The 26,039-nt window shown below is 52.0% G+C and carries 22 protein-coding genes; 12 read left to right on the plus strand and 10 right to left on the minus strand.

The window, feature by feature from the left end:
- Nucleotides 1-50: 50 nt before the first annotated feature.
- From cyoD to uxaC, 6 genes are all read right to left on the minus strand, one after another.
- The gene (cyoD, locus tag DFQ01_RS01200) at nt 51-392 is read right to left on the minus strand and encodes a cytochrome o ubiquinol oxidase subunit IV (protein ID WP_110042050.1); all 342 of its coding nucleotides are present in this window, start codon (nt 390-392) and stop codon (nt 51-53) included.
- 1 nt (nt 393) lies between these two features.
- The gene (cyoC, locus tag DFQ01_RS01205; protein WP_110042051.1) at nt 394-1,014 is read right to left on the minus strand and encodes a cytochrome o ubiquinol oxidase subunit III; all 621 of its coding nucleotides are present in this window, start codon (nt 1,012-1,014) and stop codon (nt 394-396) included.
- Nucleotides 1,014-2,993 (minus strand): cbb3-type cytochrome c oxidase subunit I, encoded by a 1,980-nt coding sequence (locus DFQ01_RS01210; protein ID WP_110042052.1) that lies wholly within the window; start codon nt 2,991-2,993, stop codon nt 1,014-1,016. Before DFQ01_RS01210 ends, cyoC begins: the two co-directional genes overlap by 1 nt.
- 44 nt (nt 2,994-3,037) lie before the next feature.
- A complete protein-coding gene (gene cyoA / locus DFQ01_RS01215; protein WP_110042367.1) occupies nt 3,038-3,913 on the minus strand; it encodes a ubiquinol oxidase subunit II in 876 nt (291 codons plus the stop codon).
- A 366-nt stretch (nt 3,914-4,279) separates the two neighbouring features.
- Nucleotides 4,280-4,552, minus strand: a complete 273-nt coding sequence (locus tag DFQ01_RS01220; RefSeq protein ID WP_110042053.1) for a hypothetical protein — start codon at nt 4,550-4,552, stop codon at nt 4,280-4,282.
- A gap of 172 nt (nt 4,553-4,724) precedes the next feature.
- Nucleotides 4,725-6,128: a glucuronate isomerase gene (gene uxaC, locus DFQ01_RS01225; protein WP_110042054.1), complete on the minus strand. Its 1,404-nt coding sequence runs from the start codon at nt 6,126-6,128 to the stop codon at nt 4,725-4,727.
- A gap of 263 nt (nt 6,129-6,391) precedes the next feature.
- Here uxaC and DFQ01_RS01230 point away from each other — a divergent pair, with 263 nt between their 5' ends.
- Nucleotides 6,392-7,030, plus strand: a complete 639-nt coding sequence (locus DFQ01_RS01230) for an SGNH/GDSL hydrolase family protein (protein WP_174812882.1) — start codon at nt 6,392-6,394, stop codon at nt 7,028-7,030.
- Nucleotides 7,031-7,284: 254 nt separating this feature from the next.
- On the opposite strand, the gene DFQ01_RS01235 is transcribed toward DFQ01_RS01230, so the two are convergent.
- Both DFQ01_RS01235 and DFQ01_RS01240 read right to left on the minus strand, forming a co-directional pair.
- A complete protein-coding gene (locus tag DFQ01_RS01235) occupies nt 7,285-8,769 on the minus strand; it encodes a sensor histidine kinase (RefSeq protein WP_110042056.1) in 1,485 nt (494 codons plus the stop codon).
- Complete coding sequence (locus DFQ01_RS01240) at nt 8,766-9,446, minus strand: response regulator transcription factor (protein ID WP_110042057.1); 681 nt, start codon at nt 9,444-9,446, stop codon at nt 8,766-8,768. Before DFQ01_RS01240 ends, DFQ01_RS01235 begins: the two co-directional genes overlap by 4 nt.
- 291 nt (nt 9,447-9,737) lie before the next feature.
- Between DFQ01_RS01240 and DFQ01_RS01245 the strand changes: the two genes are divergently transcribed.
- The 9 genes from DFQ01_RS01245 to DFQ01_RS01285 all read left to right on the plus strand — a co-directional run bounded on the left by DFQ01_RS01245 (nt 9,738) and on the right by DFQ01_RS01285 (nt 22,188).
- Entirely contained in the window at nt 9,738-10,688 is a 951-nt protein-coding gene (locus DFQ01_RS01245; RefSeq protein ID WP_110042058.1) for an L-lactate dehydrogenase, read from the plus strand.
- 279 nt (nt 10,689-10,967) lie between these two features.
- A complete protein-coding gene (locus DFQ01_RS01250; RefSeq protein WP_110042059.1) occupies nt 10,968-12,284 on the plus strand; it encodes a deoxyguanosinetriphosphate triphosphohydrolase family protein in 1,317 nt (438 codons plus the stop codon).
- 203 nt (nt 12,285-12,487) lie between these two features.
- Complete coding sequence (locus DFQ01_RS01255; protein ID WP_110042060.1) at nt 12,488-13,897, plus strand: DUF3500 domain-containing protein; 1,410 nt, start codon at nt 12,488-12,490, stop codon at nt 13,895-13,897.
- A gap of 3 nt (nt 13,898-13,900) precedes the next feature.
- Entirely contained in the window at nt 13,901-15,187 is a 1,287-nt protein-coding gene (locus tag DFQ01_RS01260) for a HupE/UreJ family protein (protein WP_110042061.1), read from the plus strand.
- A 406-nt stretch (nt 15,188-15,593) separates the two neighbouring features.
- Entirely contained in the window at nt 15,594-16,925 is a 1,332-nt protein-coding gene (locus tag DFQ01_RS01265; RefSeq protein WP_110042062.1) for an extracellular solute-binding protein, read from the plus strand.
- A 128-nt stretch (nt 16,926-17,053) separates the two neighbouring features.
- The gene (locus tag DFQ01_RS01270; RefSeq protein ID WP_110042063.1) at nt 17,054-17,944 is read left to right on the plus strand and encodes a carbohydrate ABC transporter permease; all 891 of its coding nucleotides are present in this window, start codon (nt 17,054-17,056) and stop codon (nt 17,942-17,944) included.
- Between the two features lie 80 nt (nt 17,945-18,024).
- Entirely contained in the window at nt 18,025-18,882 is an 858-nt protein-coding gene (locus DFQ01_RS01275) for a carbohydrate ABC transporter permease (protein WP_425452345.1), read from the plus strand.
- A gap of 113 nt (nt 18,883-18,995) precedes the next feature.
- Nucleotides 18,996-20,972 carry a cache domain-containing sensor histidine kinase gene (locus tag DFQ01_RS01280; RefSeq protein ID WP_110042065.1) on the plus strand — a complete coding sequence of 659 codons (1,977 nt, stop codon included), beginning with the start codon at nt 18,996-18,998 and terminating at the stop codon, nt 20,970-20,972.
- Nucleotides 20,973-21,003: 31 nt separating this feature from the next.
- On the plus strand, nt 21,004-22,188 hold the full coding sequence (locus DFQ01_RS01285; protein WP_110042066.1) for a response regulator transcription factor: 1,185 nt from the start codon (nt 21,004-21,006) through the stop codon (nt 22,186-22,188).
- A gap of 64 nt (nt 22,189-22,252) precedes the next feature.
- Here the strand turns inward: DFQ01_RS01285 and DFQ01_RS01290 are convergent, their stop codons facing one another.
- Nucleotides 22,253-22,687, minus strand: a complete 435-nt coding sequence (locus tag DFQ01_RS01290) for a winged helix-turn-helix transcriptional regulator (protein ID WP_110042368.1) — start codon at nt 22,685-22,687, stop codon at nt 22,253-22,255.
- A 137-nt stretch (nt 22,688-22,824) separates the two neighbouring features.
- Between DFQ01_RS01290 and DFQ01_RS01295 the strand changes: the two genes are divergently transcribed.
- A complete protein-coding gene (locus DFQ01_RS01295) occupies nt 22,825-23,502 on the plus strand; it encodes an NAD(P)H-dependent oxidoreductase (protein WP_110042067.1) in 678 nt (225 codons plus the stop codon).
- A gap of 253 nt (nt 23,503-23,755) precedes the next feature.
- On the opposite strand, the gene DFQ01_RS01300 is transcribed toward DFQ01_RS01295, so the two are convergent.
- Nucleotides 23,756-25,534, minus strand: coding sequence for a cellulase family glycosylhydrolase (locus DFQ01_RS01300; protein WP_110042068.1), 1,779 nt, complete (start codon nt 25,532-25,534; stop codon nt 23,756-23,758).
- A 333-nt stretch (nt 25,535-25,867) separates the two neighbouring features.
- Here DFQ01_RS01300 and DFQ01_RS01305 point away from each other — a divergent pair, with 333 nt between their 5' ends.
- Nucleotides 25,868-26,020 (plus strand): DUF1540 domain-containing protein, encoded by a 153-nt coding sequence (locus tag DFQ01_RS01305; RefSeq protein ID WP_110042069.1) that lies wholly within the window; start codon nt 25,868-25,870, stop codon nt 26,018-26,020.
- Nucleotides 26,021-26,039 lie beyond the last annotated feature (19 nt).

A 26,039-nucleotide genomic window follows, 5' to 3' on the forward strand; every position in this document is an offset into this window, starting at 1 on the left:
GAGCCTGCGTAGGCGCACTCGAACGGCTTCTTTGTATCATTACCCACGTATTAATGAGCAACCGTATTGTATGTCATGATCCAGATGGAACCGACAACAACGACGAGCAAAATCAATGCAGCGAAGAGCAGCGCCGTGATGTTCCACTTTGCGTTCTCGCCATCCTTCAGATGCATGAAGAACCACAGCTGAACAGCGAATTGCAGAACAGCCAGGATGAGAATCAGGACAATCGTGCCCGTCTTGCCCATCATATCATTCATAACGACGACGAGCGGAATGATCGTCAAGACGATCGACAGGATGAAGCCGATGACGTAAGACTTCAGCGAGCCGTGGCCGCCCTCATGCCCTGCACCATGTCCACCGTGACCATGCGTAGGTTGACCCATCTTACATCACCCCCATCAAGTAAACGACCGTCAGAACGAAGATCCACACAACGTCGAGGAAGTGCCAGTACAAGCTCAGTACTTCTACTTTGCGCTTCGTCACGTTCGTAATGCCGCGTCTGCGCAGCTGAATCATGAGGCCGATCATCCAGATCAGACCGATCGATACGTGCAAACCGTGCGTGCCTACCAGCGTGAAGAAGCCGGACAGGAAGCCGCTCGTTGCGATCGTTGCGCCTTCGTGCACCATGTCGATGAATTCCGTAACCTCAAGCGTAATAAACGCTGCGCCAAGCACGAACGTTACCGCGAGCCAGCCGATCAGCTGGTTGCGTTTGCCCGCATGCATGGCGAGCACGGCGAGCCCGCTCGTGAACGAGCTCGTCAGCAGGATGAACGTTTCGGCGATGACACCTGGCATTTTGAACAGCTCTTCAGGTGTTGGACCGCCGGCTGTATTGTTACGCAGTACTGCATATACCGCGAACAAGGTACCGAAGATGATGACGTCCGTCATCAGGAAGATCCAGAAACCAAATGTTTTGAGCGACTCTAGATCATGATGATGATGGCCATGATCATGGCCGTGTTGCTCAGCTTTATGCGACACACTATTCGCCATTAGACCGTCGCTCCTTTCAATGCGGCAGCAGCCTCTTCCGTACGTTTAATTTCATCCACAGGGATGTAGTAGTCATCATCGTACGTGAACGAGCGAGCGATCATGCAGGCAGCTATGCCGATAACCGACGGAATTGCCATCCACAGCCAATCCCATACGAATCCGAAGCCTGCTCCGAACCAGCAGATCGACATAATGAATGGAATAGCAGAGTTTTTCGGCATATGAATTGGTGCAAGTGCCGGTTTCGGCGGCAGCTTCTCGCCCTTGGCGAGCTTCTGCTTCGTCTCCCACCAATCGTCCACATCTTGAACCTGCGGATCTGTTGCAAAGTTGTACAATGGTGCTGGCGATGGAATCGACCATTCCAGCGTGCGGCCATCCCAGTGGTCGCCTGTCGTATCGCGTTTGTGGAACTTGATGCTGTGAGCAATCTGCCATACTTGGAACAGGAAGCCGATACCCATCAGGAAGCCGCCGACCGTCGAAACCATGTTCAGCGGGCCCCAGCCCATATCGAAGTCGTACGTGTACAATCGGCGTGTCATACCGTCGAGGCCCAAGAAGTACTGCGGCATGAAGCACACATAGAAGCCGATGTTCCAGAACCAGAATGCCCATTTGCCCAGACCTTCATGAAGCGCGAATCCGAACATCTTCGGCCACCAGTAGTACAGGCCTGCGAAGTAACCAAATGCGACACCACCGATGAGCACTTGGTGGAAGTGCGCAATCAGGAAGTAGCTGTTATGGAACTGGAAGTCAGCCGGTGCAACGGAGAGCATAACACCCGTCATACCACCAACGATGAAGCATGGAATGAACGCAATCGTCCACAGCATCGGCGTTGTGAACCGAATGCGGCCGCGGAACATCGTGAACAGCCAGTTAAAGATTTTAACACCGGTTGGTATTGCGATAATCATCGTTGAGACGGCGAAGAACGCATTGACGTCCGCGCCCGAACCCATCGTGAAGAAGTGGTGGGCCCATGTGAAGAACGACATAACCGCGATGCTGATCATGGCGAACACCATCGAGCTGTAGCCGAACAGTTTCTTACGCGAGAAGGTTGCCACGACCTCGGAGAATATACCGAACGCCGGAACGACGACGATGTAAACCTCGGGGTGACCCCACATCCAAATCAAGTTGATGTACATCATCGGGTTGCCGCCCGCATCAAGCGTGAAGAAGTGAGCGCCAAGGTAACGGTCCAAGAACAGCAGCGCGAGCGTAACCGTCAGGATCGGGAAGGCGAACAAAATCATCAAGCAGCTGGACAGTACCGACCAAGTGAACATCGGCATTTTCATCAGCTTCATGCCTGGCGCACGCATCTTCAGAATCGTTACGACGAAGTTGATACCTGTCGCCAGCGAGCCGATACCGGAGATCTGAATGCCCCAGATGTAGAAGTTTTGACCAACGCCAGCGCTGTGCGACAGCTCCGACAGCGGCGGATAAGCGAGCCAGCCTGCATCCGGCGAACCGCCGATGATGAAGGAGACGTTGAACAGCATCGCACCGAAGAAGAACAGCCAGAAGCTTAAGGCGTTCAGGAACGGATACGCGACGTCGCGTGCGCCAATTTGCAGCGGCACGGCAATATTGAACAAACCGAACATAAGCGGCATTGCCATGAACAGGATCATGATGACGCCGTGCGTCGTAAATATCTGGTTATAGTGTTCCGCATGCAGGAACTCTGAATCCGGCATAGCCAGCTGCAAACGCATCAGCAATGCGTCAACGCCGCCCCGGAACAGCATCAGAATCGATGCGATGATATACATGATGCCGACCCTTTTGTGATCGACTGTCGTCAGCCATTCGCGCCACAGCCATCCCCACTTTTTGAACACCGTGAGGACGAATACTATCGCTATCATGGCCAGCGCTATGCTTACCTGTGCGCCCAAGATCATCGGGTCGCCAGTTACGAAGAAATCTGAGAAGCTCTCTAAGTTCCCCCACATAGCTGCTGCCTCCTCTCAATTCGTCTAAATTGGTTTAGTTGATTCTATTCACCGTGTTGGTGAGCAGGTTTATCGATTACATACTTGTTCACGATTTTATCGTACAAGCCTTCTGGGAACGAGTTGAACGACTGAACTGGCGAGGATGCCGGCTCAGCCAGCTTCTCATAGCCCTCAAGCGTCAACGCGTCAGGCACTGCTTTAATGGAATCAACCCATTTCGTGAACTCATCTTCACTCGTAGCCGTTACTTCAAAGCGCATGTCAGCAAAATGCTCGCCGCTGAAGTTTGCACCCGATCCGTAATACACACCCGGCTCATCGGCTTGCAGATTCAGCTTCATGCTCATACCGGACATCGTGTAGATCTGACCGCCAAGCTGCGGAATCCAGAACGAGTTCATCGGTGCGTCACTCGTCAGATGGAATTCGACTGGACGATCCTCAGGAATGTAGAGGTAGTTCACTGTCGCAATGTTCTGCTCTGGATAGGTGAACAGCCATTTCCAGTCAAGCGATGTCGCTTCGATAACGAGCGGCTCTTTGTCCGACTCCAGCGGCTTCGATGGTTCCAGTGCATACGTATATTTGACCGTAAACACAGCAATAACGCCGATAATGATGATCGGGATCCCCCACCAAATCGTCTCGGCAAGCGCGCTATGCGACCAAGTCGGCATGTACTTCGATTTGTTGTCTTTCGTATCGCGGTAGCGCCATACGATCCAAGCCGTCAGCAAGATAACCGGCACCATAACGATGGCACACAGAATCGTAACGATGTAGATCAAGTCGCGCTGATCCGATCCGACCGGCCCCTTAGGATCGAGTACCATCATGTCTGTGCTGCAGCCCGACAGCATGACCATCATCAGCATGATTAGCAGCGGAGCTGCATACTTGGTTAGTTTTCTCCGCATGATTGTTTTCATCTCCCTCATCCGCCCGAACGCCTCCGTTCGAGAGGTCTTATCCGAGTTGTTCTTTTCCGTAAGTCCAACATAACAGAACGCCGCAAGTTTTACGCCCCAGTTTGCAAATACGTCAATCTTTATTCTCTTTTCTGTAAAACAATTTTCACCACTTTGACACGACATAGGATGGAACTGCCATTGACCGAACCAATTACGCATTTTAATCCATTGTACCTGTTAATTTGCACGTAAAAACGGGGATTCAACCATGGAAAATATGTCGGAAGTTTGCATACCGCTCCACAATTGTGACAGACACAAAAAAAATCCCTTCCGGCCAAGCCGGAAGGGATGTCTTCTTATATAGAAGGTTTACGATTGATCATTGTCGGATTGCTGCTGCGCACGCCGTTCATTAACGAGGTGGATCGCAGTTTTGATTACATAAATATGAACGCTGCCAACTAAGAAACCGATACCGATCATCAGCTGCCAGTTGCGATCGTTGAATGGACGAAGATACATAAGGCACATTACAACGCCGATCGTCAGCGCCGCCCATGCCGCCACCGTCATTAGCCATACAAGCGGTCTAAAACCGCGCTCCGTCGATAATACGCTTGTCGATGATGTCTTTGTCGTCATGGTCAAAACGCTCCTTCATATCGTTGTAAGTGCTTCCATGTCCATAGTATATCACAAACGATCGAAGAATGTTCATATTTTGTTCAAAAAATCATCAAATTTTGTTCAAATAATGATCAACCGACAGACACATTTGCGCATTGCTCTGTCGCAACTCTCTATAGTATGGCGTTTAGAACTCAAAATATGCTTGCGCGTTGTCATAGCAAATGCCGCGTACGATCGTGCCGAGAAGCTCGTCATCGTCCGGCGCTTCGCCATTTTCGACCCATTCGCCGATCAAGTCGCATAGAATACGGCGGAAATATTCATGCCGCGTATAGGACAAGAAGCTGCGCGAGTCCGTTAGCATGCCGATGAAGCGGCTGAGCAAACCAAAATTCGCCAACGCCTTCATTTGCTCGATCATGCCGTCCTTCGTGTCGTTGAACCACCAAGCGGAACCGAATTGAATTTTGCCCGGCGTACCGCCGCCCTGGAAGCTGCCCATGATCGTGCCGATTGCATGGTAGTCGTTCGGGTTGAGCGAGTACAGAATCGTCTTCGGCAGCTTGTCATCCGCATCAAGGGCTCCGAGAATGTGAGCCAGCCCGTAAGCAACAGGGCTATCATTAATGGAGTCGTAGCCTGTGTCTGGACCAAGCTTCGCGAACATGCGGCTGTTGTTGTTGCGAGCAGCATTGATGTGGAACTGCATCGCCCAGCCGTACTCCGCGTATTGACGGCAGATGTGAAGCAGTGTAAACGTCTTGTACTTCGCTTCCGTCTCAGCGCTTGCTTTCTCGCCGCGGAGTGCTGCTGCGAACGCAGCAGCCGCTTCTTCATGCGTTGCATCTGCATATACCATGACGTCGATCGCAAGGTCCGCAACGCGGCAGCCCGTTTCATTAAAGAAGGCGATACGTGCGTCCAGCGCACTTAGCAGATCGTCATAGGCTGCGATCGGCTTGCCATTCACAGATGCCAGCTTATCGATCCAAGCCGTGAAGCCTTCACGATTGAGCTCCAACGCCTTATCCGGGCGGAACGAAGGCAGCACCTTCACGTCTTGGAAGTCTGCATCCTGCTTCAACTTAATATGATATTCGAGCGAATCCGTCGGATCGTCTGTCGTGCAGACAACGCGAACGTTCGATTTGCGGATCAAGTCGCGGGCGCTGAAGCCCTCGCCATCCAGCTGAGCTTGCACGCGATCCCAAATCGAGCGCGCATTGCGCTCATTGATGAGATCGTAGATGCCGAAGAAGCGCTGCAGCTCCAGATGGGACCAATGGTACAGCGGGTTGCCGATCGTCATTGGAACGGTCCGCGCGTAAGCGAGGAAACGGTCATAGTCGTCTGCCGGGCCAGTAACGAGATGCTCGGGCTCGCCATTCGCGCGCATCGCACGCCATTTGTAATGGTCGCCGTACAGCCAAGCTTCGGTTAAGTTATTGAATCTTTTGTTCTCGTAAATTTCTTGCGGGCTGAGGTGGCAGTGATAGTCGATAATCGGCAGGTCTTTCGCATGCTGTTCATACAGCTTTACGGCTGTAGGCGTGCGGAGTAAAAACTGTTCATTCATGAAAGGCTTCATTCGAGGAGACACCCTTCCTTCTTATCATTAATAATGAGAATGACAACTTGCCTGTTGGCTCATTCGATCCCGATGTATGCGCATTCAGAATACGATATCAGCCGCTTAATCCTTATCCTACTCTTTCTGTTTGTGACATTCAATGGATTTTTAACAACGTTGTTATTAATTTTTAAAGAAGGGTCGTCTAGCCGGGTTCAATAGCGATGGGCTACACTAGAAAAGACCATGTACATGCAGGATCGAATAGGAGGATTAGACGAATGAGTACGAGCAAATGGGCAGGTAAAAAGGCTGTGTTCCTTGGTGACAGCATCACGGAAGGCGTTGGCACAGCAAAGACTTATCACGCTTTTCTGAACGAGATGATCGGTTTCGGCCATCTGCTGCATTACGGTATTAGCGGCACTCGTATCGCAAGTCGGCCAGACGATGGCGGCAGTGCCATGTCCGTTCGTTATACGGGAATGGCTGATGAGGCCGATCTCGTTGTTGTGTTCGGGGGCACGAATGATTTCGGACACGGGACGGCACCGATCGGCACGACGGAGGACTTCGCAACGGATACCTATCTCGGCGCGCTGAATGTGCTGATGACTGGGCTGATTGAAAAATATCCGGCAGCCTCCATCTGCTTCCTGACGCCGCTGCACCGTGACTTCTACGATGGCTATGGCGAGCTCAATCCCGAAACCGGTCTGACGCTAACGCAATTCGCTGAGCATCTGAAGGAACGCGCGCGCTATTACGCGCTGCCGGTACTCGACCTGTATGCGATGAGCGGCATGCAGCCGAAGCTGCAGATCATCAAGGATCGGTACATGCCGGACGGTCTGCATCCGAACGAGGCCGGTCACCGACTGATGGCGCAGCGGATCGCTCCGTTCCTTGAGACGCTGTAGCTTATGGAAGTCTGCGCTTCATCACGAGCAGTGAACGCAGCCGGACATAAGTCCGTTTAACGCGCGGGATAGGATACCTAGTTGTATTCTATCCCCTAATTATCTGAGGGCCGAGCTAGATAGGATACTTTCATGTACACTAACTCGCCACTATCCGCCAAGCGAGCCTAATACGATACTCTAACGTACACTAAACACATCCAATTTGGCCACCAAACCACTTACGATCCTTTATTATGTTCTAACCAGGTGCTTTAACGGCCATTCTTCGATTCTGTCGGTTTTCCGAGCTTCTCCGCAGCCGCTGGCTGCAGCGGAATCGTGACCTCGAACGTCGTACCTTGACCCTGCACACTGCTCGCGTTTATCGTACCGCCGTGCTGACGAACGATCGTTGCAGCGATTGCAAGACCAAGGCCGCTGCCGCCTTTGGAGCTGGTGCGAGCTTTATCCGCCTTATAGAACCGCTCGAATACATGCGGCAGGTCCTCCTCGGCGATGCCGATCCCCGTATCGGCGATCGTTACAAATGCATGCTGCTGTTCCTTCTTCAATTGGATGCGAATCGTTCCATCCTCCGGTGTGAACTTGATCGCGTTGTGCAGCAGATTCGTCCATACTTGGCGCAGGGCATCCTCATCGCCTGTCACGGTTGCATGCTCCAAATCAATATCGAGCTCAATCCGTTTGCCCAGCCATTGCGGCTCCAGCGCCAGCGCAGTGCGCTTCAGCTGCATATCGAGCTCATAGGAGCAGGGCTCCATTATCTCTCGCTGCGCTTCAAGCATCGTCAGCTTGAGCAGGCTGTCGCTCAGCTTCGATAAACGCATGCTCTCCGCCTCAATCCGTTCCAAATAATCGAGCCGTGTCTCCTTCGACAATGTCTCATTATGAAGCGCCCTCGCGAAACCAGTTATAGAAGTAAGAGGCGACTGCAGTTCATGCGACACGTCCGAAATGAACCGCTGACGCGTCTGCTCCAATTGCTGCAGCTCGGTCGCCATATCGCTTAGTCCCTCGACGATGACCTCCATATCTCCCGACCGATTCACCTTCGGAAGCTCCACCGCGAAATCTCCTGATGCAATGCGGCTCATGGCATCCAGCATCATCTTCATTAATTGCATTTGTTTCCGCCAAGGGGTAGCAAAGAGGGCCAACAACGCAATCGTTAGGACAAACAACAGCTGCGGGGAGACCGCATAATAAAAATGATCATACCAAGCAGCCAGCGGCTTATTGATCGCCAATCGATAGGAGGTTCCGTCGCTGCCTTGAACGGTTGTCATAAGTACAGCATCGCGTGTTGTAAATGGATTGTTCCAGCGGTAGTGGTACCACTCGTCAGAACCCGTTGTGGATAATTGCTTCCGGAGACGGTCCGCTCCTTCTCCATAGATATTCCACTGTTCATTGCCCGATTGAAGCGCAATTGTTGCATTCAATTGGCGGGCATTCAGTGTAATCAGATTCGCCTGTGCAGCCGATGCTGGCTCTGCATGCGCTGCCTCCAACATCTCGACGATATGATGCAAATCTTCAAGCAGCTCATCCCGAGTGTCGTCACGATGCAGTCCATCAGCAGCATAGGCGACGACCGAGTACATAGCGGACCAGAAGATGACGACTACGATCGTCATCCCGAAGAAAGCTCCGACGATTTTCATGCGCATGTTGCTATAAAATCGTTCGTACGCGCTGGCCTTCGGCTTCTCCTTGTCCTTCTTCCTCCTCTTCATTCAGCCCCTGCCTCCATCCGGTAGCCAAGCCCGCGTACCGTTGCTATGCGGAATCCCGCCTCCGCCTCGGGAAACCGCTCGCGAAGCCGATTCACATGAACATCCAGCGTTCGTTCGTTGCCATCAAAGTCGACGCCCCAGATCGCTTCAATAAGCTGCTCACGCAGCAGCGTCTGCCCAGGATAGCTCGCCAGCTTGAACAGCAGCTCGAATTCCTTCAGCGGAAGCGAGATGCTTGCCTCCTTCATTGTCGTCTCGAACGTCCGTCGATTCAGCGTCACCTGGCCGATCTGTACCGTAGAAGAAACCGCAATCCGATACCGTTTCAACAGCGCCTTTACTCGTGCAACAAGCTCTTCCGGTACGAACGGCTTTACGACATAGTCGTCAGTGCCAAGGTCGAACCCTTTAATCTTCTGGGATGTCTCCCCCATCGCAGTGAGCATGAGCAGCGGCATATCGGGATAAAATTCGCGCAGCTCCCTACACAGCTTCCACCCGTCCATCTCTGGCATCATGAGATCGAGAATAACAAGATCCGCCTTGAACGACTCCAGCTTCCGCAGCGCATCGAATCCGTTCTCCGCATCTTCCACCGTATAGCCTGCTTCACTCATAAAATGTCCAACAAGCTTCCGAATGGACGCGTCGTCATCGACAACTAATATATTCACCATAGCTTCGAAGCACATCCTTTCCTGTCCGTGAGGCTGTGGCACTGCAAGCTTGAAACCTGTGTACCGCAGCTCTCCTTGCGAGCTTCTTCTATTATATCGAGTCAATGTAAATCGAATTTAAACAAACTTTGCTGTTCCCATTTTACTACAGTTGAAGTTCATGCACGCTTCGAACGATGGATGCTATTCCACTGTGAAGGTTGTGTTATATTTTGTTACATTGGACTAACAACTCTACACCTCGCCTTCATATACTGTTATATAACAGCATGGAAGAGCGGGGTGACAAAGATGGGAAGCAGGCCGCGGAAGGTAGCCATTATCGGGGTCGGGCATGTGGGAGCAAGTTGTGCTTATGCACTCATCAATCAGTCCATCTGTGATGAGATTATGCTGGTTGGCAGAACGCCGGAGCGCGCCTATGCGCAGGCACTCGACCTCTCTCATTGCATGGATTTCACTTATACGCGAACCAAAATCTATACTGGCAGTTGGGATGATTGCGGCGATGCCGATATCATCATCCTATGTGCAGGCGGGTATCCGAAGAGCGGCAGCAACCGACTCGATCTGCTCGACAGCGCCTTTGAGCTGTATCAAGAGATCGTGCCGCGCATCATGGCAAGCGGCTTCGACGGTTTGTTTATTGCAGCAGCTAATCCTGTCGACATCGTCACCCAAATGGTGTGGAAGCTGTCTGGCTTGCCGCGTGAACGTGTCATTGGAACGGGCACCTCCATCGATACGTCGCGGCTGAAGACACTGATCGCTGAGTTCCTGCCGGTCGATCCGCGCAGCGTGTGCGGTTACGTGCTTGGCGAGCATGGGGAATCACAGTTCCCCGCATGGTCGCATGTATCGGTTGGCGGCAAGCCGATTCTCGATATTCTGAGCCAGCATCCGCAGCGCTTCAGCTTGCTGAAGCTCGACGATATCGAAGCGAAAACTCGAAACGCTGGATGGGAGATCTATCAGCACAAAGGCTCGACGCATTACGGTATTGCGAATGCAATTGCTCATATTGTGCGATCGATCCTCAATGATGATTACAATATAACGGCCGTTTCTGCTATTCTTGAAGGCGAATATGGAGAACGTGACGTATGCACCGGCGTTCCGGCCATTCTGACACGGCGAGGCATTGCCGAGCTGGTGGAGCTGAATTTGACGTCGCAGGAGCAGGCGCGATTCGCCCATTCCTGCGCCGTTCTTCGATCGGCGTCTGCACATCTTGCGCTATAGGATACAGGAATGGAAGGAATTGATCGATGAGGATGAAGAGCCGGGCGCAAGCCAGGCTTTATTTTTGGCTAATACTAGTCCTTGGAGCGTTCTGGAACAACATAGTCGGCGTGTCGTTGGCATATAGTGAGAAACTCGGCTTATTGTGCAGGACGAGCTGAATCGTTTCACGAACGTTCGGAATTTCTGCCTTTTAACCTTTGACATTGTTAGCATTACTAACATAGATTAGAAAGAACAACATCTCGACGCCATGCGAGGAGACAGGAGGCGATGCACATGGATTTGCGCAAAATGCGGTTGGACGAACCGGCAATCGGCACGTTCAGCGAGGAACGAGAAGAATATGAACGAGATTATGCCCGCCTGATCCAGTCCCCGGCCTTTCGCAGGCTGCAGGGCAAATCGCAAGTGTTCGGCGCCGGTTCCGGCGACTATTATCGAACACGGCTGACGCACTCGCTTGAAGTATCCCAGATTGCGCGGGAAGTGTCCCGCAGGCTGGGCAAGCAATACCCCTTCCTTGATCGACGTGAGCATCCGGGACTGCTGCTTGATCCGACCGTTGTGGAGTGTGCGGCGCTTGCGCATGATTTTGGCCATCCGCCGTTTGGGCATAAAGGGGAAGAAGTGCTCAACGAGCTGCTGCAGGAGTTCCATGGCATGAAATATGAAGGCAACGCGCAGAACTACCGGATTCTCATGTTCCTGGAGAAGCGTGCCGGAAGCGGCAGCGGACTGGATCTGACGGCATCGGTTCTGCTAGGCGTGAACAAATATCCGTTTTGTCTCGATGATCCAGGTCGGCTAAAAGGCGTATACCGTGAGGAATGGGAACGAATCAACTATCTTCGTGATCTATGGGGCATGCCCGTGGAATGTTCGACGCTTGAAGCGCAGCTAATGGACCTATGCGACGACATCGCCTATTCGACGCATGATATAGAAGACGGTATTCGCGCCGGCAAAATCCAAATGAACCGCACGTTCTTCGAGGATGATCGGCTCATCGACAATCTCATTCATGAGATTGAAGTCGACCAAGGCAATGGCCGCCTACGCTGGGACGAGGTCGATGTGCGGGCCATGTGCCGCCAAACGATGGACGTATACCTCGAACAGTGGGAAGAGCTCTACATTCAGTGCGAGCGTGAATCGTCGAGAACGCGGCGAGAAATGAAAGCCCGCTGGGTGAGCACGTTCGCCGGCCGCGTCGGCATTATCGACGATCCGGATAAAGGATGGAAACGCGTCACGTTCGTTCGTGAAGGCGTGGAGGATCTCGATCTGCTGCGGACGATGGAGATTCTGAAGAAGCTCGCGTGGGTGACGCTTATTAAGGACTTCCGTATCCAGCGGCTTCAAATGCGCAGCGAGATTATGATCCGCCGACTGTGGGACAGCTTTATTGACCCCGATCGCGGCCGGCTCATTCTGCCGCCTGACTGGATCGAGAGCTTCGAGCGCCACAAGTCGCACTGGTCATGGCCGCGCTTCATCGCGGACTACATCTCCGGCATGACGGACGCCTATGCGTCCAAAGTGTACAATGAGCTGTACGCGAGCAAGACCGGCTCGATTTATGAGATGGACTGAGGTAAGGTTCGACAAGCCAATGGCCGCTCTTCATGCTGATAAATGCATGAGGCGGCTGTTGGCTTTTTTACTAATTAAATTTCAGTGAACCTTCAGTCACGCTTCAATTTATATTCAGTCTTGTTAAATAGACTGGGGCCTAGATGATCTCAGATCTCAGATCAGATGGGATCATAAATCGAGCTTAAACGGAGGTCTTAAATTTGAAGAAAATTTCGTCTAAAGGAATGAAGGGCTTTGCCGTCGGCGTTGCGGTAACCGCTGTCATGACGGTTCCGTTCACCTCGTATGCAGAAACGCTCAAGCAATCGATTGCGGTGACGTACAACGATATTCTGGTCAAAGTAAACGGAACAACCGTCACGTTGAAGGATGCGTCGGGAAATGCGTTGGAACCATTCAACTATAACGGTTCGGTATACGTGCCGCTTCGGGGCGTATCCGAAGCGCTCGGGATGAACGTAACGTATGACAGCGCGAATAAAACAGTCAACATTGCTGGCAGCAGCTCCAGTTCAACCGGAGCAGCATCAACAGACGGCAAAGACGGTTCGCCACCAGACGGCATGCCGCCGGAAGGTTCGCCAGGAGGCACTCCGCCTTCAGGGACGAACGGAGCTGCCGCTAATCGCGTAACGGACGTTGCGGCAAATATCGTCAATGATCCCGCCGAATCAGACGAAAGCGTAGTAGCGTTGACCAAAGCGTTCATGGCGACCTTGTCGGATGACGAGCTTGAATCGCTGCAATACGATATGACTGCCGATAACGCTGCCGTATGGTCGAACCTGCCGGTAGGAGCAGCCCAACGTAACGGACTGATGCTGGGCAGCTTAGACGAGGATAGCCTTGATGCGTTCAAGTCGCTTGCCGCCGCAGCGCTGGGCAATAGCGGATATGATACGCTGAAATCAATCATTCTGGCGGATGAATATCTTACGACAGACACCGGCAACAACATGTGGGATTCTGACCTTTATTATGTGGCGGTTTTGGGCGAGCCTTCGGACACTTCACCATGGATTTTGCAAATTGGCGGTCACCACTATGCAACAAACCTTACTTACAATACGGCGACGGAAAGCCCGACCCCTATGTTCGTCGGCGTCGAGCCGCAAACCTTCACGAGCAACGGTGTTACTTATTCGCCGCTTGAATCGCGCCGCAGCGCCATGTACAGTATGATCAATTCGCTTAGCGATACGGAGCTGAGCAGCGCGAAAATCTCGAAAACGTACGACGACGTTTTACTTGGACCTGGACAAGACAACAAATTCCCGACCACGAGCGAAGGCATACTCGTCTCCTCGCTCGACAGCAGCCAGAAAGAGCTGGTAAAAGCGGCGATTACGGCATGGGTACAAGATACATCGCCAGACATTTCCGAGGAACTGCTCGCCTCCTACTTGTCCGACGATGCGCTTAACCAGACGAAAATCGGCTGGTCCGGCTCGACGGATTCAACTGTTCACGGCTCCTATATTCGAATCGACGGACCTCGGGTATGGATCGAATTCGTCTGCCAAACGGGCGTCGCGTACACGGATCAAATTCACTTCCATACTGTATGGCGTGATAAAACAGCCGACTACGGCGGAAGCTTCGGGGGTTAATGTATGATCAAGCGGAAAATAATCGCACTGTTGACCGTAACGTTGATTCTCCTTTCCACGATGGCATCGGTCGCTTCGGCGCATTCCATGCCAAGCTCGGTTGTCTCGCTGGATTTCAATGATAACGTAGTAACAGCCGAGCTTATTCTTCCGCTTGACCGTCTTGAAATCTCGTTCGGCAAAACGCTGACGGACGCGCCAGCCGAGGTGCTTGACAAGTATCAGGCGGAGCTGACAGCTTATGTGAAGCAGCATATCAATCCCGTATCGCCGAACGATGAGCGTTGGACGGTTGACGTAACTGGAATGTCGCTCCAATTGAGCGCGGAGCCTTACGACTTAATCGTTGACCTGTCCATGTCGCCTCCTGATGGAGCACCGTCCGATCATTTTACATTAAATTACGACGTTATCCTTCATGAGATCGTAACGCACTCCGTCCTCGTGTCAGTGCGCAGCGATTGGAATCATGCCGTAACCAGCGACAAGCCGGTCCTGCTGGGAACGCTTCGAGCCGACGTAACCTCCATCGAAATCGATCGCAGCGGCGGCAATTGGTGGACCGGTTTCGAAAATATTGTGCGGATGGGTATATCGCACATTGCCGAAGGAACAGACCATCTGCTGTTTCTGCTTGTACTGCTGCTCCCGGCGCCTTTGGTTGCGCACAACAAGCGATGGAAGGAGTTCGGCGGCGTTCGCCATAGCATCCTTCAGCTGCTTAAGGTCGTAACCGCCTTTACACTTGGCCACTCTTTGACGCTCATTGCCGGCGCACTCGACTGGATTCCGGGCACCAGTCAACTGATCGAAGTGCTCATCGCTTTTTCGATATTGATATCGGCCGTTCACGCTCTTCGTCCGCTGTTCCCGGGACGCGAGGCGCTCGTCGCGTTCGGCTTCGGTCTGATCCACGGCATGGCATTCGCATCGCTGATCGGAGATATCGGTATAAGTCCATGGCATATGGTATCCAGCATATTCGCTTTCAATATCGGCATCGAGCTGATGCAGCTGACGGTCATCGCCGTTACGATGCCATGGCTTTTGCTGCTCAGCGTAACACGCGTATTCCCGTACGTACGAATTGTCGGTGCCTGTATCGCAATTACCGCATCCGTGGGCTGGATAGCCGAACGCATCATGTCGAAATCCAATCCCGTTGCGGCTGTCGTGAATGTATCCACGCCATATGCAGCTTGGCTGGTTGTTGCGCTAGCCGTGCTCGCGATCGCTGCGACTTTAAAGCGGACTGTGATGACGAAGAAGCATCGTTCTAAGTATGTGTAGAACGCTTAAAGGGCTCCGGACTTTATCCGGCAGCCCTTATTTTATGCGATCAGCATAGGGAACCATTATATCATTCGAACGCCCCACTCCCCGAGCAAGGCTCTTGCACAAGTTAGGCACATGCTTGTGAGGAGGCCCTGCTCATACAGGCATTGGTTTAATCCGCTCTATTCACCTCTACTTTAACTTATACCCGACGGTCTACCATCGTCACTTCCGCAGCATCAACAAACCGAGCCTTTGTGCGGTTATCTTGCTATCACCGCCGCACTCCCTCTTAACACGTTCCATCCCTGCCGAAATACCCACCTTGAAAATACAAACCTACATCCTTAAGTTCGCACATTGTTGAAATAGTCCTGTCCAGAGCATAATAAGGTCACACCAAACAAGGGGGAATCAATCAATGCGCACGAGCTTTAAATGGATGAGCCTCGCAGCTGCAGCAGCACTTATGGTTTCGCTCGCAGCTTGCGGCAACAGTGACAAGGATGAAACGACAAACACAGACAACGGTTCGGCTTCCACTGACAAGGCAGAGAATGTGACGATTACCTTCCAGAACATTTATCCGGACCCGAACACGCCATCTTACAAAATCGCGCACCAAATCGGCGATCAATACACGAAGGATCACCCGAACGTGAAAATCGAGTGGGACTCGCTCAACACGGATCAACAGAAGCTGAAGCTGAAGACGCAAGCGGCTTCCAAAGAAGTTCCGGACATCACGATCGTTAACCCAGCAGCACAAATGAAGGACTTCGTTGATGCGGGACTGTTCGCTCCACTGAACGACATGCTCGATCAGAACGGTCTGAAAGACACGTTCCAAGAAGGCATCCTTGATTTCTATAGCTTCGACAACAACGTATACGCACTGCCGGACGGCAACAACGTAGGCGTTATGTTCTACAACAAAAAACTGTTCGAGCAAGCTGGCATTACAGCTACGCCAACCACATTCGACGAACTAATCAATGATGTTAAAACATTAAAAGCTAAAGGCATCACGCCAATGGTTACAGGCGAAAAAGATACGTGGACAGGCTCCTTCCTGTTCATGAACGTACTGCTCCGCACGAACAACGGCCCAGGCTTCCTGTCCGATGTCGCTGCAGGCACGAAGACGTTTAACGATCCAGCATTCGTTGAAGCTGTAGACAGCTTCGAGAAGCTCGTTCAAGCAGGCGCGTTCCAAGATGGCGCTACGTCGATGGACTACAACGCTGGCGAATCCCTCTTCAAAACGGGTAAAGCAGCGATGTACTACATGGGTACGTGGGCAACCGGCGCAATCGATCAATCCGATGTTGGCGCGGACGTGGGCGTATTCAAGTTCCCTACGGTTAACGGCAAAGGCAACGCAGACGAGTACATGCTGGCTCCAGGCAGCGCGTTCGCAATCTCGGCTAACAGCAAGCACCTGCAAGAAACAAAGGACTTCCTCAACTACTTCATGCTGCAATATCCGAAAGTGTCGTTCGACATGAAGAACGCCGTTTCCGTTGCACAAAAAGTAGAAGGCGACTTCGCAGCAGCAGGCTACTCCGCTCTGCAAATGGAAGTAGCGGGTCTGAAAGGCGCAGTTAAAGGCGGCGACCTGTCGTTCGATAATACGATGAACCCAGCAACGTCCCAAGCTCACTTGACGAGCATCCAAAACCTGTTCGTACAACAAGTTGATCCAGCTTCCGTTGCCAAAGAGCACCAATCCGCATTCGAAGCTAACAAGTAAGACATGGATTTAAACGGAAACAGATGATCCATTCGCTAAGACCGGCGAAAGGGAGCGCTCCGTCGCTCCCTTTCTTCTGTGTTAGCCCTTGAATGGCCATCCCCATGATTTTGAAGGAGGCGAGCCCAATGAATGCGCTCAAAGTGCCTGCACGTACGATTGCCGTGTTCGTGCTGCCATGTCTGCTACTGTATGTCTGCCTCGTGTTTGTTCCGATCTTCTTCAGTATGTACAACAGTACGTTTGACTGGAACGGCATTGGCGTTAAAAAGTTCGTCGGTTTAGACAACTACGTAACACTGTTAACCAAAGACAATGTATTCTGGCCGGCAGTCCGACACACCTTGATGTTTGCCGTATTCTCCATGCTTGAGATTCCATTTGCACTGTACCTTGCTACACTGATCAACCGTTATGTGAAGAAACCGAATTTCTTCGTTACCAGCTATTTCGTTCCCGTTATCCTCTCGGTCGTTATTATCGGCCAGCTCTGGAAAACGATCTACAACCCAGCTTCGCTTGGCGGCATGCTCAACCAAGTGCTCGACGGCCTTGGTCTTCACAGCTGGACGCACGCTTGGCTCTCTGAACCAGACTATGCCATGTATGCACTCTACTTCGTTGCGCTGTGGCAATATCTCGGATACCACCTGCTCATTCAGTTCACGGGTATCTCGAACATCCCTACGGAAATTTACGAGGCAGCCAAAATCGATGGAGCAGACGGTTTCAAAGCAGACTGGTTCATTACGTTCCCGTTGGTTGTCCCGATTTTCAAAATATCGATCATTCTCGCTTTCATCGGTTCCCTGCAGTCGTTCGACATGATTATGGTCATGACCGGCGGCGGTCCCGCCCATTCGACAGATGTTATCGCAACGCATATGTACAACATGTCCTTCATGTCGTCGAAGTTCGGCTACGGCAGTTCGATTGCGATGGTACTGGTCGCTGTCTGTCTGATTGCAACTGTCATTATTAACGCGCTGTTCAATAAGGTTGAGAAGAAAATCGGCTAATGGATTGATCACAACCTGCATTGTACTCGCGAAAGGAGTTATGACCCATGAGTCAGACATTCTCAACGGCGGCTGCCCGTATGGATGAGCCTGGTCGGAAGCGATTCTCGATCGTCAAGCCACTCGTATTCATCCTGCTCGGCGTCCTGCTCGTCACGCAGCTGTATCCGCTGCTGTGGCTGCTCACCTATTCATTGAAAACGAACGATGAAATATTGTCCGGGAAATTTTTTGCGCTGCCGAAGACTATGCAATGGAACAACTATAAGCAAGCCATTGATGCACACTACTGGCAGTACTTATTCAACAGCATATATGTCACGCTTGTCACGCTCGTTTGCGTTATCGTATTAGCGAGCATGGTCGCTTACGCGATTACCCGTTTCAAATGGAAGCTTGGTCCGGTCGTCATGCTCGTCTTCCTGATCGGTATGATGATCCCTGTACAAGCAACCCTGCTTCCGCTTATGCTGATCTTTAAGCACATTCATATCGGCGATCACGGTCTGATGGGTACACGCTGGTCGATTATTTTGCCTTACATCGCTTACCAAACGCCAATTGCCGTCTTCATTCTGAGCGGCTTCATGCGGACGATTCCACATGAGATTGAAGAATCGGCACATATGGACGGCGCGGGCGTCTTCCGTACGTTCCGCAGCATCATCCTGCCAATCTCGATTCCACCGATTATGACCGTCTGCATCCTGACGTTCATTAACATCTGGAACGAATATATCTTGGCTGCTACATTCATCTCTGCCGAGAAGCTCAAGACGCTTCCGTTCGGCGTGAACAGCTTCGTCAGCCAATACTCGTCCAACTATGGCGCGATTGGCGCATATCTTGTACTAGGTGCATTGCCTGTTATCGTGCTGTACTTCCTACTCTCCGAGAAAATTACGAAGGGTATGGTTGCCGGCGCAGTTAAAGGCTAAGCATCCGTCAAACGCAACCCACATAGCATGAAAAACCTCCGAGCAGCTTTTGCGGCGCGCTCGGAGGTTTTAGTGCTATTGTGGGGTATTCCATTTAGGAGGCGTCACCGGTCATGATCCGCGGTTTTCGAGGCTTTCGCAGCTTCCGCACGTTCCGTGCCAGGCTGTTCATTCTGCTCATCATTAGCATGATCAGCCTATTGTCGATCGTCAGCTACTTGTATTATCGGCAAGCAACAACCCAATACCATGACAAAGTGACCGAGATCGCTGAGAAGAACGTCAAGCAGGCCATGCAGGTGTACGATCTGCTGCTCGACAGCTACAACAGCTTATCCAAGTCGCTGGTCGGCAACGCGGATATGCTGCGGATCCTGCCGCAGACGCATACGGATAATCCAGCGCTGAACATTATCAACGAGCGTGCCGTACAGAACATTATTGGAACCGTATTCTACTCGCGTGAAGATATCGTATCGGTTCACGTGTTCTCGCAGAGCGGTGCTGTATTCAGCTACGGCAACTTCCTCAACGTCGTTGACCCTAACTTTGCCCAGCGCGAGTGGTATAACCGGATCAAGCAATCCGATGGCGGCATGGTGTGGCTCGGTGCATTCAAACACTCTCTAACCGACCAGACCGTCGCTCAGCCGGTCTTCGCCTTCGGCCGATTGCTGTTCGACCTGACAGCGCATAAGCCTATTGGCGTGCTGCTCTTCCAGATGGATGCCTCGGCAGCGATGTCGGCACTCGGCAACATGCGGCTTGGACCGGACAGTGACGTATACATTATGTCGGAAGACGGCCGTCTGCTCGCATCCGATGACCCAGAGGAAATATCCTCCGTTCCATGGAGCGTCCATGCTGGCGACGATTTCGACTCTGACACGTTCCATACACCAAATTCGGCTGAGAGCGCCGAAAGCATGGCAGCTGATTCACTTAACGAGAACGGCACGAAGCCTGCCCATCTGCAAGCACTTGAGCTGCTGCTCTCGCTGCATGAGAACGTGTCTCCTAACGAGGTCCTCTTCGACCAACGTGCAAACGATCTGGTCGTTGCAGCCAAGGCGAAGGAGGTCGACTGGACGTTCATTAGTCGGACACCGAACAGCAACTTGAACGTCGAGTTCAAGCAGACGCGGCATTTCTTCTTAATTGTCGTCTCAGTTCTTGTGCTTGTATCCATTGCGATTGCGAGCTTTATCGCCCGAACCATTACAATGCCGCTCAAACGGCTCGTACAGGAAATGCGACAGGTCGAGATCGGTAATTTCCGCGGTGTGGCTCATCCCAAATCCACCTATGAGGAGATTGATATTCTTGTCTCCTCGTTTAATCAAATGGTGCACCGGATGGATGACCTCATTCAACGGGAGAAAGAGTCTTCCGGCCGCGAGAAGCAGGCGCAGCTGCAGGCACTGCAATCGCAGGTGAATCCACATTTTCTATATAACACGTTGAACATGATCTACTGGCTGCTAGATGAGCAGGAGAATGATAAGCTAGCACGAATCGTCTTGTCACTGTCACAAATGTTCCAATACAGCAGCGAGTGGGAAGACAATTCCAACTCCACGCTTGGCGAGGAACTGGAGCAAATCCGGCATTATTTGACCATTATCGAAGCAAGGCTGGAGGATCGACTGACCGCCGACATTGAAGTTGCACCAGCGTTTCTGGACGTCCAATTGCCGAAGATGACGCTTCAGCCGATCATCGAGAACGCCGTCAAACACGGACTTGAGCCTGCCTATACTCCCGGTATTCTGACCGTTCGGGCACAAGCGGAAGGCCAGCGGCTGCATATTACGATTACAGACAATGGCGTTGGCATGGAGCCAGCGGCACTCAGCCAGCTCCAGCAAGCGCTTGGCCAGCCTCCTTCCAAGGCGCAATCTGGCGAGGCCGTGCAGCGAAGCAGCGCCGGGCGCCGAGGAATTGGCATCGCGAACGTCCACCACCGCCTCGTATTAATGCATGGTGAATCCTATGGTTTGTCCGCAGACAGCAAGGAAGGTATCGGAACGACGATTATCGTTACCCTGCCGCTCCCTCCACGCATCGTCTATGACCGATCACCGGAATAAAAGCTACACTGGAAAGGAGTATCAGACGATCATGAACATTCTAGTCGTTGATGATGAGAACGTCATTCGCAGCGGCATCAAACGAACGATCCAGACTCATTATCCCGATTGTCGGATTTCTCTTGCCTCATCGGCTGATGAAGCGGTCGTTCAACTGCGCAATGAACCGATCGACCTCGTATTGAGCGATATTATGATGCCGGGCATGTCCGGCCTTGAGCTAATGAAGCTCGCCAAGCCGCAGCACCCGCATGTGCGGTGGGTGTTTATATCCGCGAAATCCGAATTTTCTTATGCACAGGAGGCACTTCGGCTCGGAGCCCGCGATTACATTCTTAAGCCGATTGGCAAAGAGCGGATCGTCGAAATCATCGATAAGTTTCAAGAGGATGTACGACGCGAATCGGAGCAGACGCGGGAGGCGCGCGGCCTTACAATGAACTTGAAATATTTGCGAGAGGCAGTATTCCAACGTTGGGCCGCCGGGCTTGATATCGGCAACTTCGACATGAAGCCGCTAGCCGATACGTATTCTTCTTTTTACCTTGTCATGGTCAAAATGGATGCGGATCGCCCCGTTCATTTGGAGCATTTTATAATCGATAACGTGCTTGCCGAGCTGATCGAGCGATACGGACACGGCTTCGTCATAAGCTATGATGCGCAAAGCCTGCTGGGGCTCATCTCCTTGCCAGAGGCGTCGCTGCCCCTGCTCGTGAACGAGCTTCGGACGCATCTGCGTCAATATTTGCGCGTTCCATTCCAAGCGATTGCTTCCGAGCTGATCGAGAACTTCCACCTCGTGCCTGATGAGATCCGCCGTCTGCGTCAGGCGTCGCATACCCAAATGTACGAGCAGGATGAACGCGGCGGCGATCGTGCAATAGAGACTTCGATTCAGTACATTAAATCGCACTTCAACGAGGATCTATCGCTTGAGAAGATTGCCTCCATCGTCTATTTGAACCCGGTCTACTTCAGCCAGCTGTTCAAGCAGAAGACAGGGCAAGGCTACAAGGAGTTCGTCATCCAGCTGCGTCTTGAGCAAGCGAAGCGGCTGCTCAACAATCCTAGCCTGAAGCTTGCCGACGTAGCAGAGAGGATCGGCTACCAGGACTTGCGCCACTTCTCGCAGCAGTTCCGCAAACGGTTCAGCCTTACGCCATCCGAATACCGTCAACAGCTGCAAGCGAACAGCACGCAGTTGAATTGGTAACACAAAGAAGCCTGAACATCGATGCACGTTTACCGCGCATGGATGTTCAGGCTTCTTCTACTATTCAGAGACCTTGATCTGTGCTGCTCAGCGGCTCTCCGCCTTTCGGCGACTCCCCCTCCTGCTCCGCAAGGCGTGCCTCATAAGTCTTGCCCCATTCATAGATTTGAAGGATGATCGGCTTCAATGTGAGCCCGAACGGCGTAAGCGAATACTCAACGCGCGGGGGCACCTCCCGATACACCTCGCGGTGGACGATGCCGTCCTGCTCCAGCTCCCGAAGCTGAAGCGTCAGCATACGCTGCGTGATCATCGGCATGAGGCGGCGAAACTCATTGAACCGACGAGGTGAACCCGTGATCAGATGGAAGACGATAATTCCCTTCCACTTGCCCCCGATGACATCCAGGGCAGCCTCGACCGAACAGGTATAGCGGCTCCCTGCCGCAGGCTGTTCACATTGTTCACTGGCAGCCGCGATCAACTGCTCCTTCTTCATGCTCATCGGACTTCACTCCGTTCCAATAGTACCTTTTTTAATACTATATCACAAAAATGTGCGTACTTTCCAAGACGAAACTATCCTCCTATAATGAAGCCATTCCCAGTGAATTGGATGCGAAAGGATGATGGATCATGGAAACAACTCGCCTTACGAAAGCCGAAATTATGGATGCTTATCAATTCCGACATGCCACCAAATTATTCGATCCCGCGCGCAAAATTGCCGATGAAGACTTCGATTTTATTTTGGAGACAGGACGTCTATCACCTAGTTCCTTCGGCTTCGAGCCTTGGCGATTCGTCGTTGTTCAGAACGAAGTGATTCGTGAACGAATCCGCGCTGCAGCATGGGGTGCACAGCGTTCGCTGCCTACAGCCAGCCATTTCATCGTACTGCTGACTCGCACCGCACCGTCACTCCAACCGGACTCGTCATATATTACGCACATGATAGAGCAAATCCAGCAGCTTCCGCCAGAAGTCGCGAACGGGAAGCGCCAAGCCTATCGAAACTTCCTTGAATCGGATTTCCATCTACTCAGCGATGACCGCTATGTGTTCGAATGGGCTAGTCGTCAGACGTATATCGCCCTTGGCAATATGATGACTGCTGCTGCGCTCATTGGGATCGATTCCTGCCCGATAGAAGGATTCGTGCTGGATGACCTGAATCGTGTCCTCGCAGAAGAAGGAATACTTGATCCCGATCAGTTCAGTGTTTCTGCGATGGCTGCTTTCGGCTATCGTGCGCAGGAGCCGCGTGCGAAAACACGCCGTACCATCGACAACGTCGTTCACTGGGTTCGCTGACGCTAGGTTTCGCACACCCACCCAAACCCTCCCTCTCCCGAGAGGGAGGGCTCCAAGGGTTGCACCCTTTGGAATCCCGCAGGACTGGTCTAGATACGGTCGGGCATGTGCTCGCTTGTCGTCCCTGCGGGACACGCTCTTGGTCGGTGCTCGACCGGATAAAGGGGCTTTGCCCCTTCAGAACTTGCTTCTGAACGAAAAAGCCCCCGATCAACAGTGGCGCGAATGCGCCGCTTGAACGGGGGCTAACGTTTTATTGCTTATCGATTACCTTCACCGGCACTTCAAGCTGCACGCCTGACGGCCAGAATTCCAGTGTGATGGTTGCATCTTTATCGAACATATTAGCGAATCGGGCCTTCAGGTAGACACGATTCGCATCGAAGGAGTAATCATCCGATAGATTCACATACTGCTTATCCTTCCACTCCGTATGGACGGGCTGGCCATCTGCCTCGACTGCCTTCAGCCGCGCCAACTCCGTACCGTTGAACGCCAGGCCAATCTCGACATCGCTGACGATATCCCCGCCGCTTCGATCAATGACCAGCTCTTTCTGCTCCAGCACAGGGTCGGTGTACTGATGAACGTGGACAATCTGATCAGCGCCTTGTGAGAAGCGGAATGTGAGCTGTCCGATATCGCCTAATTCCTTGTCCCTCAGCATCCCTTCCAGGTACGCCTGCTTAATCGTAACCTTCGCTTGATCCTCATCGTAGGTATAGTCGTCTTGTCCGAGCGGAGAGTCCCCGTTGTATATACCCACCAGTGCGTTTCCGTTCAACTCCAGCTGAAGCACTGTATCCTGCGCCATGCTCTGCCGAATATACAGATCGCCAGTCTCAACGAACGAGTTTGCTATCCCACGTGACGCATTCACGATAATATCCTTCATAACGGGGTCGTTCCACGATCCGCGCAGCCGATCGAGGTGCTCGCCATTGTCCCACCAGACAGATACAATGCCATATTTCTTCGCGGTGCGTACAAAATAATCGTGGTAGAGCCACTTCGAATGCCGCTCATTCGTGCCGAGCGTACCAAATTCTCCGATAATAATCGGCTGCCCATCAGCAACGAATTTGTCATGCAGACGCTTGAACATCTTATCGAAATAAGCTTTATCACTGTCCGTTCCCCATGTAATATGGCCCCACCAATTAGCGACATAATCCCATGGCTCATAATTATGGACGGTCAGAATGACATAAGGATCATTCGGCTTCTTGAAAGTCCTGATCGTCTCATTCATATTCGTATGAAGCCCAGGCTCCACGACAAGCCGTTCCTTGTTATTGCCGCCTGAGCTTCGAATCAGCTGCAGGATCTGCTCATTCAGCTCGTCCAGCCTGCTCGGATCCATATCCGTCGGCTCATTAAGCGTCTCCAGCATGAGCTTCTCGCTCTTGCCGCTGAATCGCTGCGCGATCTGCTCCCAAACCTTCATAAACTTGCGCATCGATTCGTCTGGATCTGCCTGTTTGTCCAAATTCATATACTTCCATGAATCATGATGGACGTTAAGCATGACCCACATATCCCGTTCTAACGCCCAGTCAACGACTTCTTCCACACGGTCCATCCACACGATGTCGATCTTATAATCAGGAGCAGCGCCAATATGATCGTTCCAAGAAACCGGAATCCGAACCAGATCGAAGCCGGCTGCCTTCACCTCATCGAACACGCTTGCATCAACAATGCCATTGCCCCAATCTCCCTCACCCGGCATCGCATCAAGCTGATTGCCTAGATTCCAGCCTACGCCGATCTGAGCGACCGCATCGATGGCTGTAACCGGCAGGAAAGGGGCTGCCTTCTCCACGGCCTGAATTTGTCCCGCTTCATAGTCTGTTGGTTGTAACACACCTGTACGGATGGAGTCTCCACTGTGCCCACTCTGCAGTGGACTTACACGCTTATCCTTCGGTAGTTCCGGCTTATCCTCACGAACTAGGAACAGCGCCGAGATGATGACCAGCATGCTAATCACAAGAACGACATACAGCCCGTATCTGCCGCGTGATTGCATCTCTTATCTCCTCTCATTAACTCGCAATGATTCACAAACAAGATTCGAAACCGTTTTCAAAATAGGTTGCAACAACCAAATTACATCGACTGTTATGCGCCTGCAGACGGCCACAACACGTATTTAGTAGTTCTATTGTATGACGCCAATGTAAGAGATTTCAACTATTATTTTACATTACAAGCACGTTCTGACCCTTTAAGAATGGATGGGTGAGACGGGACACTTTTCCTGCTCCACGCAAGTATAAAACCATAACAAAAAAGCCCATCCTTAGAATGAGCGGGTAGTCTGTCATCCTACCGCTACAACGAAGGACAGGAGGTGACATCTATGGCAAAAGACGTTCTGTGTGAAGTAAATTCGTGCAAATATTGGGCAGCAGGCAACAAATGCAGCGCAACCTCGATCTATGTGGTTAGCCGTTCGAATCAACCGCGGCAATCCGAAGAAACGGACTGCAAAACATTCGAATCCAAAATCTAATCCTTTCACTTGCGTGCAA

It is taken from the genome of Paenibacillus cellulosilyticus, from assembly GCF_003182255.1.
GTDB lineage: Bacteria > Bacillota > Bacilli > Paenibacillales > Paenibacillaceae > Paenibacillus_T > Paenibacillus_T cellulosilyticus.

Bases quoted from the DNA above. Each gene is read 5' to 3' on its own strand.
- cyoD (WP_110042050.1), bottom strand. From the start codon at position 392: ATGGGTCAACCTACGCATGGTCACGGTGGACATGGTGCAGGGCATGAG.
- cyoC (WP_110042051.1), bottom strand. From the start codon at position 1,014: ATGGCGAATAGTGTGTCGCATAAAGCTGAGCAACACGGCCATGATCAT.
- DFQ01_RS01210 (WP_110042052.1), bottom strand. From the start codon at position 2,993: ATGTGGGGGAACTTAGAGAGCTTCTCAGATTTCTTCGTAACTGGCGAC.
- cyoA (WP_110042367.1), bottom strand. From the start codon at position 3,913: ATGCGGAGAAAACTAACCAAGTATGCAGCTCCGCTGCTAATCATGCTG.
- DFQ01_RS01220 (WP_110042053.1), bottom strand. From the start codon at position 4,552: ATGACGACAAAGACATCATCGACAAGCGTATTATCGACGGAGCGCGGT.
- uxaC (WP_110042054.1), bottom strand. From the start codon at position 6,128: ATGAAGCCTTTCATGAATGAACAGTTTTTACTCCGCACGCCTACAGCC.
- DFQ01_RS01230 (WP_174812882.1), top strand. From the start codon at position 6,392: ATGAGTACGAGCAAATGGGCAGGTAAAAAGGCTGTGTTCCTTGGTGAC.
- DFQ01_RS01235 (WP_110042056.1), bottom strand. From the start codon at position 8,769: ATGAAGAGGAGGAAGAAGGACAAGGAGAAGCCGAAGGCCAGCGCGTAC.
- DFQ01_RS01240 (WP_110042057.1), bottom strand. From the start codon at position 9,446: ATGGTGAATATATTAGTTGTCGATGACGACGCGTCCATTCGGAAGCTT.
- DFQ01_RS01245 (WP_110042058.1), top strand. From the start codon at position 9,738: ATGGGAAGCAGGCCGCGGAAGGTAGCCATTATCGGGGTCGGGCATGTG.
- DFQ01_RS01250 (WP_110042059.1), top strand. From the start codon at position 10,968: ATGGATTTGCGCAAAATGCGGTTGGACGAACCGGCAATCGGCACGTTC.
- DFQ01_RS01260 (WP_110042061.1), top strand. From the start codon at position 13,901: ATGATCAAGCGGAAAATAATCGCACTGTTGACCGTAACGTTGATTCTC.
- DFQ01_RS01265 (WP_110042062.1), top strand. From the start codon at position 15,594: ATGCGCACGAGCTTTAAATGGATGAGCCTCGCAGCTGCAGCAGCACTT.
- DFQ01_RS01270 (WP_110042063.1), top strand. From the start codon at position 17,054: ATGAATGCGCTCAAAGTGCCTGCACGTACGATTGCCGTGTTCGTGCTG.
- DFQ01_RS01275 (WP_425452345.1), top strand. From the start codon at position 18,025: ATGGATGAGCCTGGTCGGAAGCGATTCTCGATCGTCAAGCCACTCGTA.
- DFQ01_RS01280 (WP_110042065.1), top strand. From the start codon at position 18,996: ATGATCCGCGGTTTTCGAGGCTTTCGCAGCTTCCGCACGTTCCGTGCC.
- DFQ01_RS01285 (WP_110042066.1), top strand. From the start codon at position 21,004: ATGAACATTCTAGTCGTTGATGATGAGAACGTCATTCGCAGCGGCATC.
- DFQ01_RS01290 (WP_110042368.1), bottom strand. From the start codon at position 22,687: ATGAAGAAGGAGCAGTTGATCGCGGCTGCCAGTGAACAATGTGAACAG.
- DFQ01_RS01295 (WP_110042067.1), top strand. From the start codon at position 22,825: ATGGAAACAACTCGCCTTACGAAAGCCGAAATTATGGATGCTTATCAA.
- DFQ01_RS01300 (WP_110042068.1), bottom strand. From the start codon at position 25,534: ATGCAATCACGCGGCAGATACGGGCTGTATGTCGTTCTTGTGATTAGC.
- DFQ01_RS01305 (WP_110042069.1), top strand. From the start codon at position 25,868: ATGGCAAAAGACGTTCTGTGTGAAGTAAATTCGTGCAAATATTGGGCA.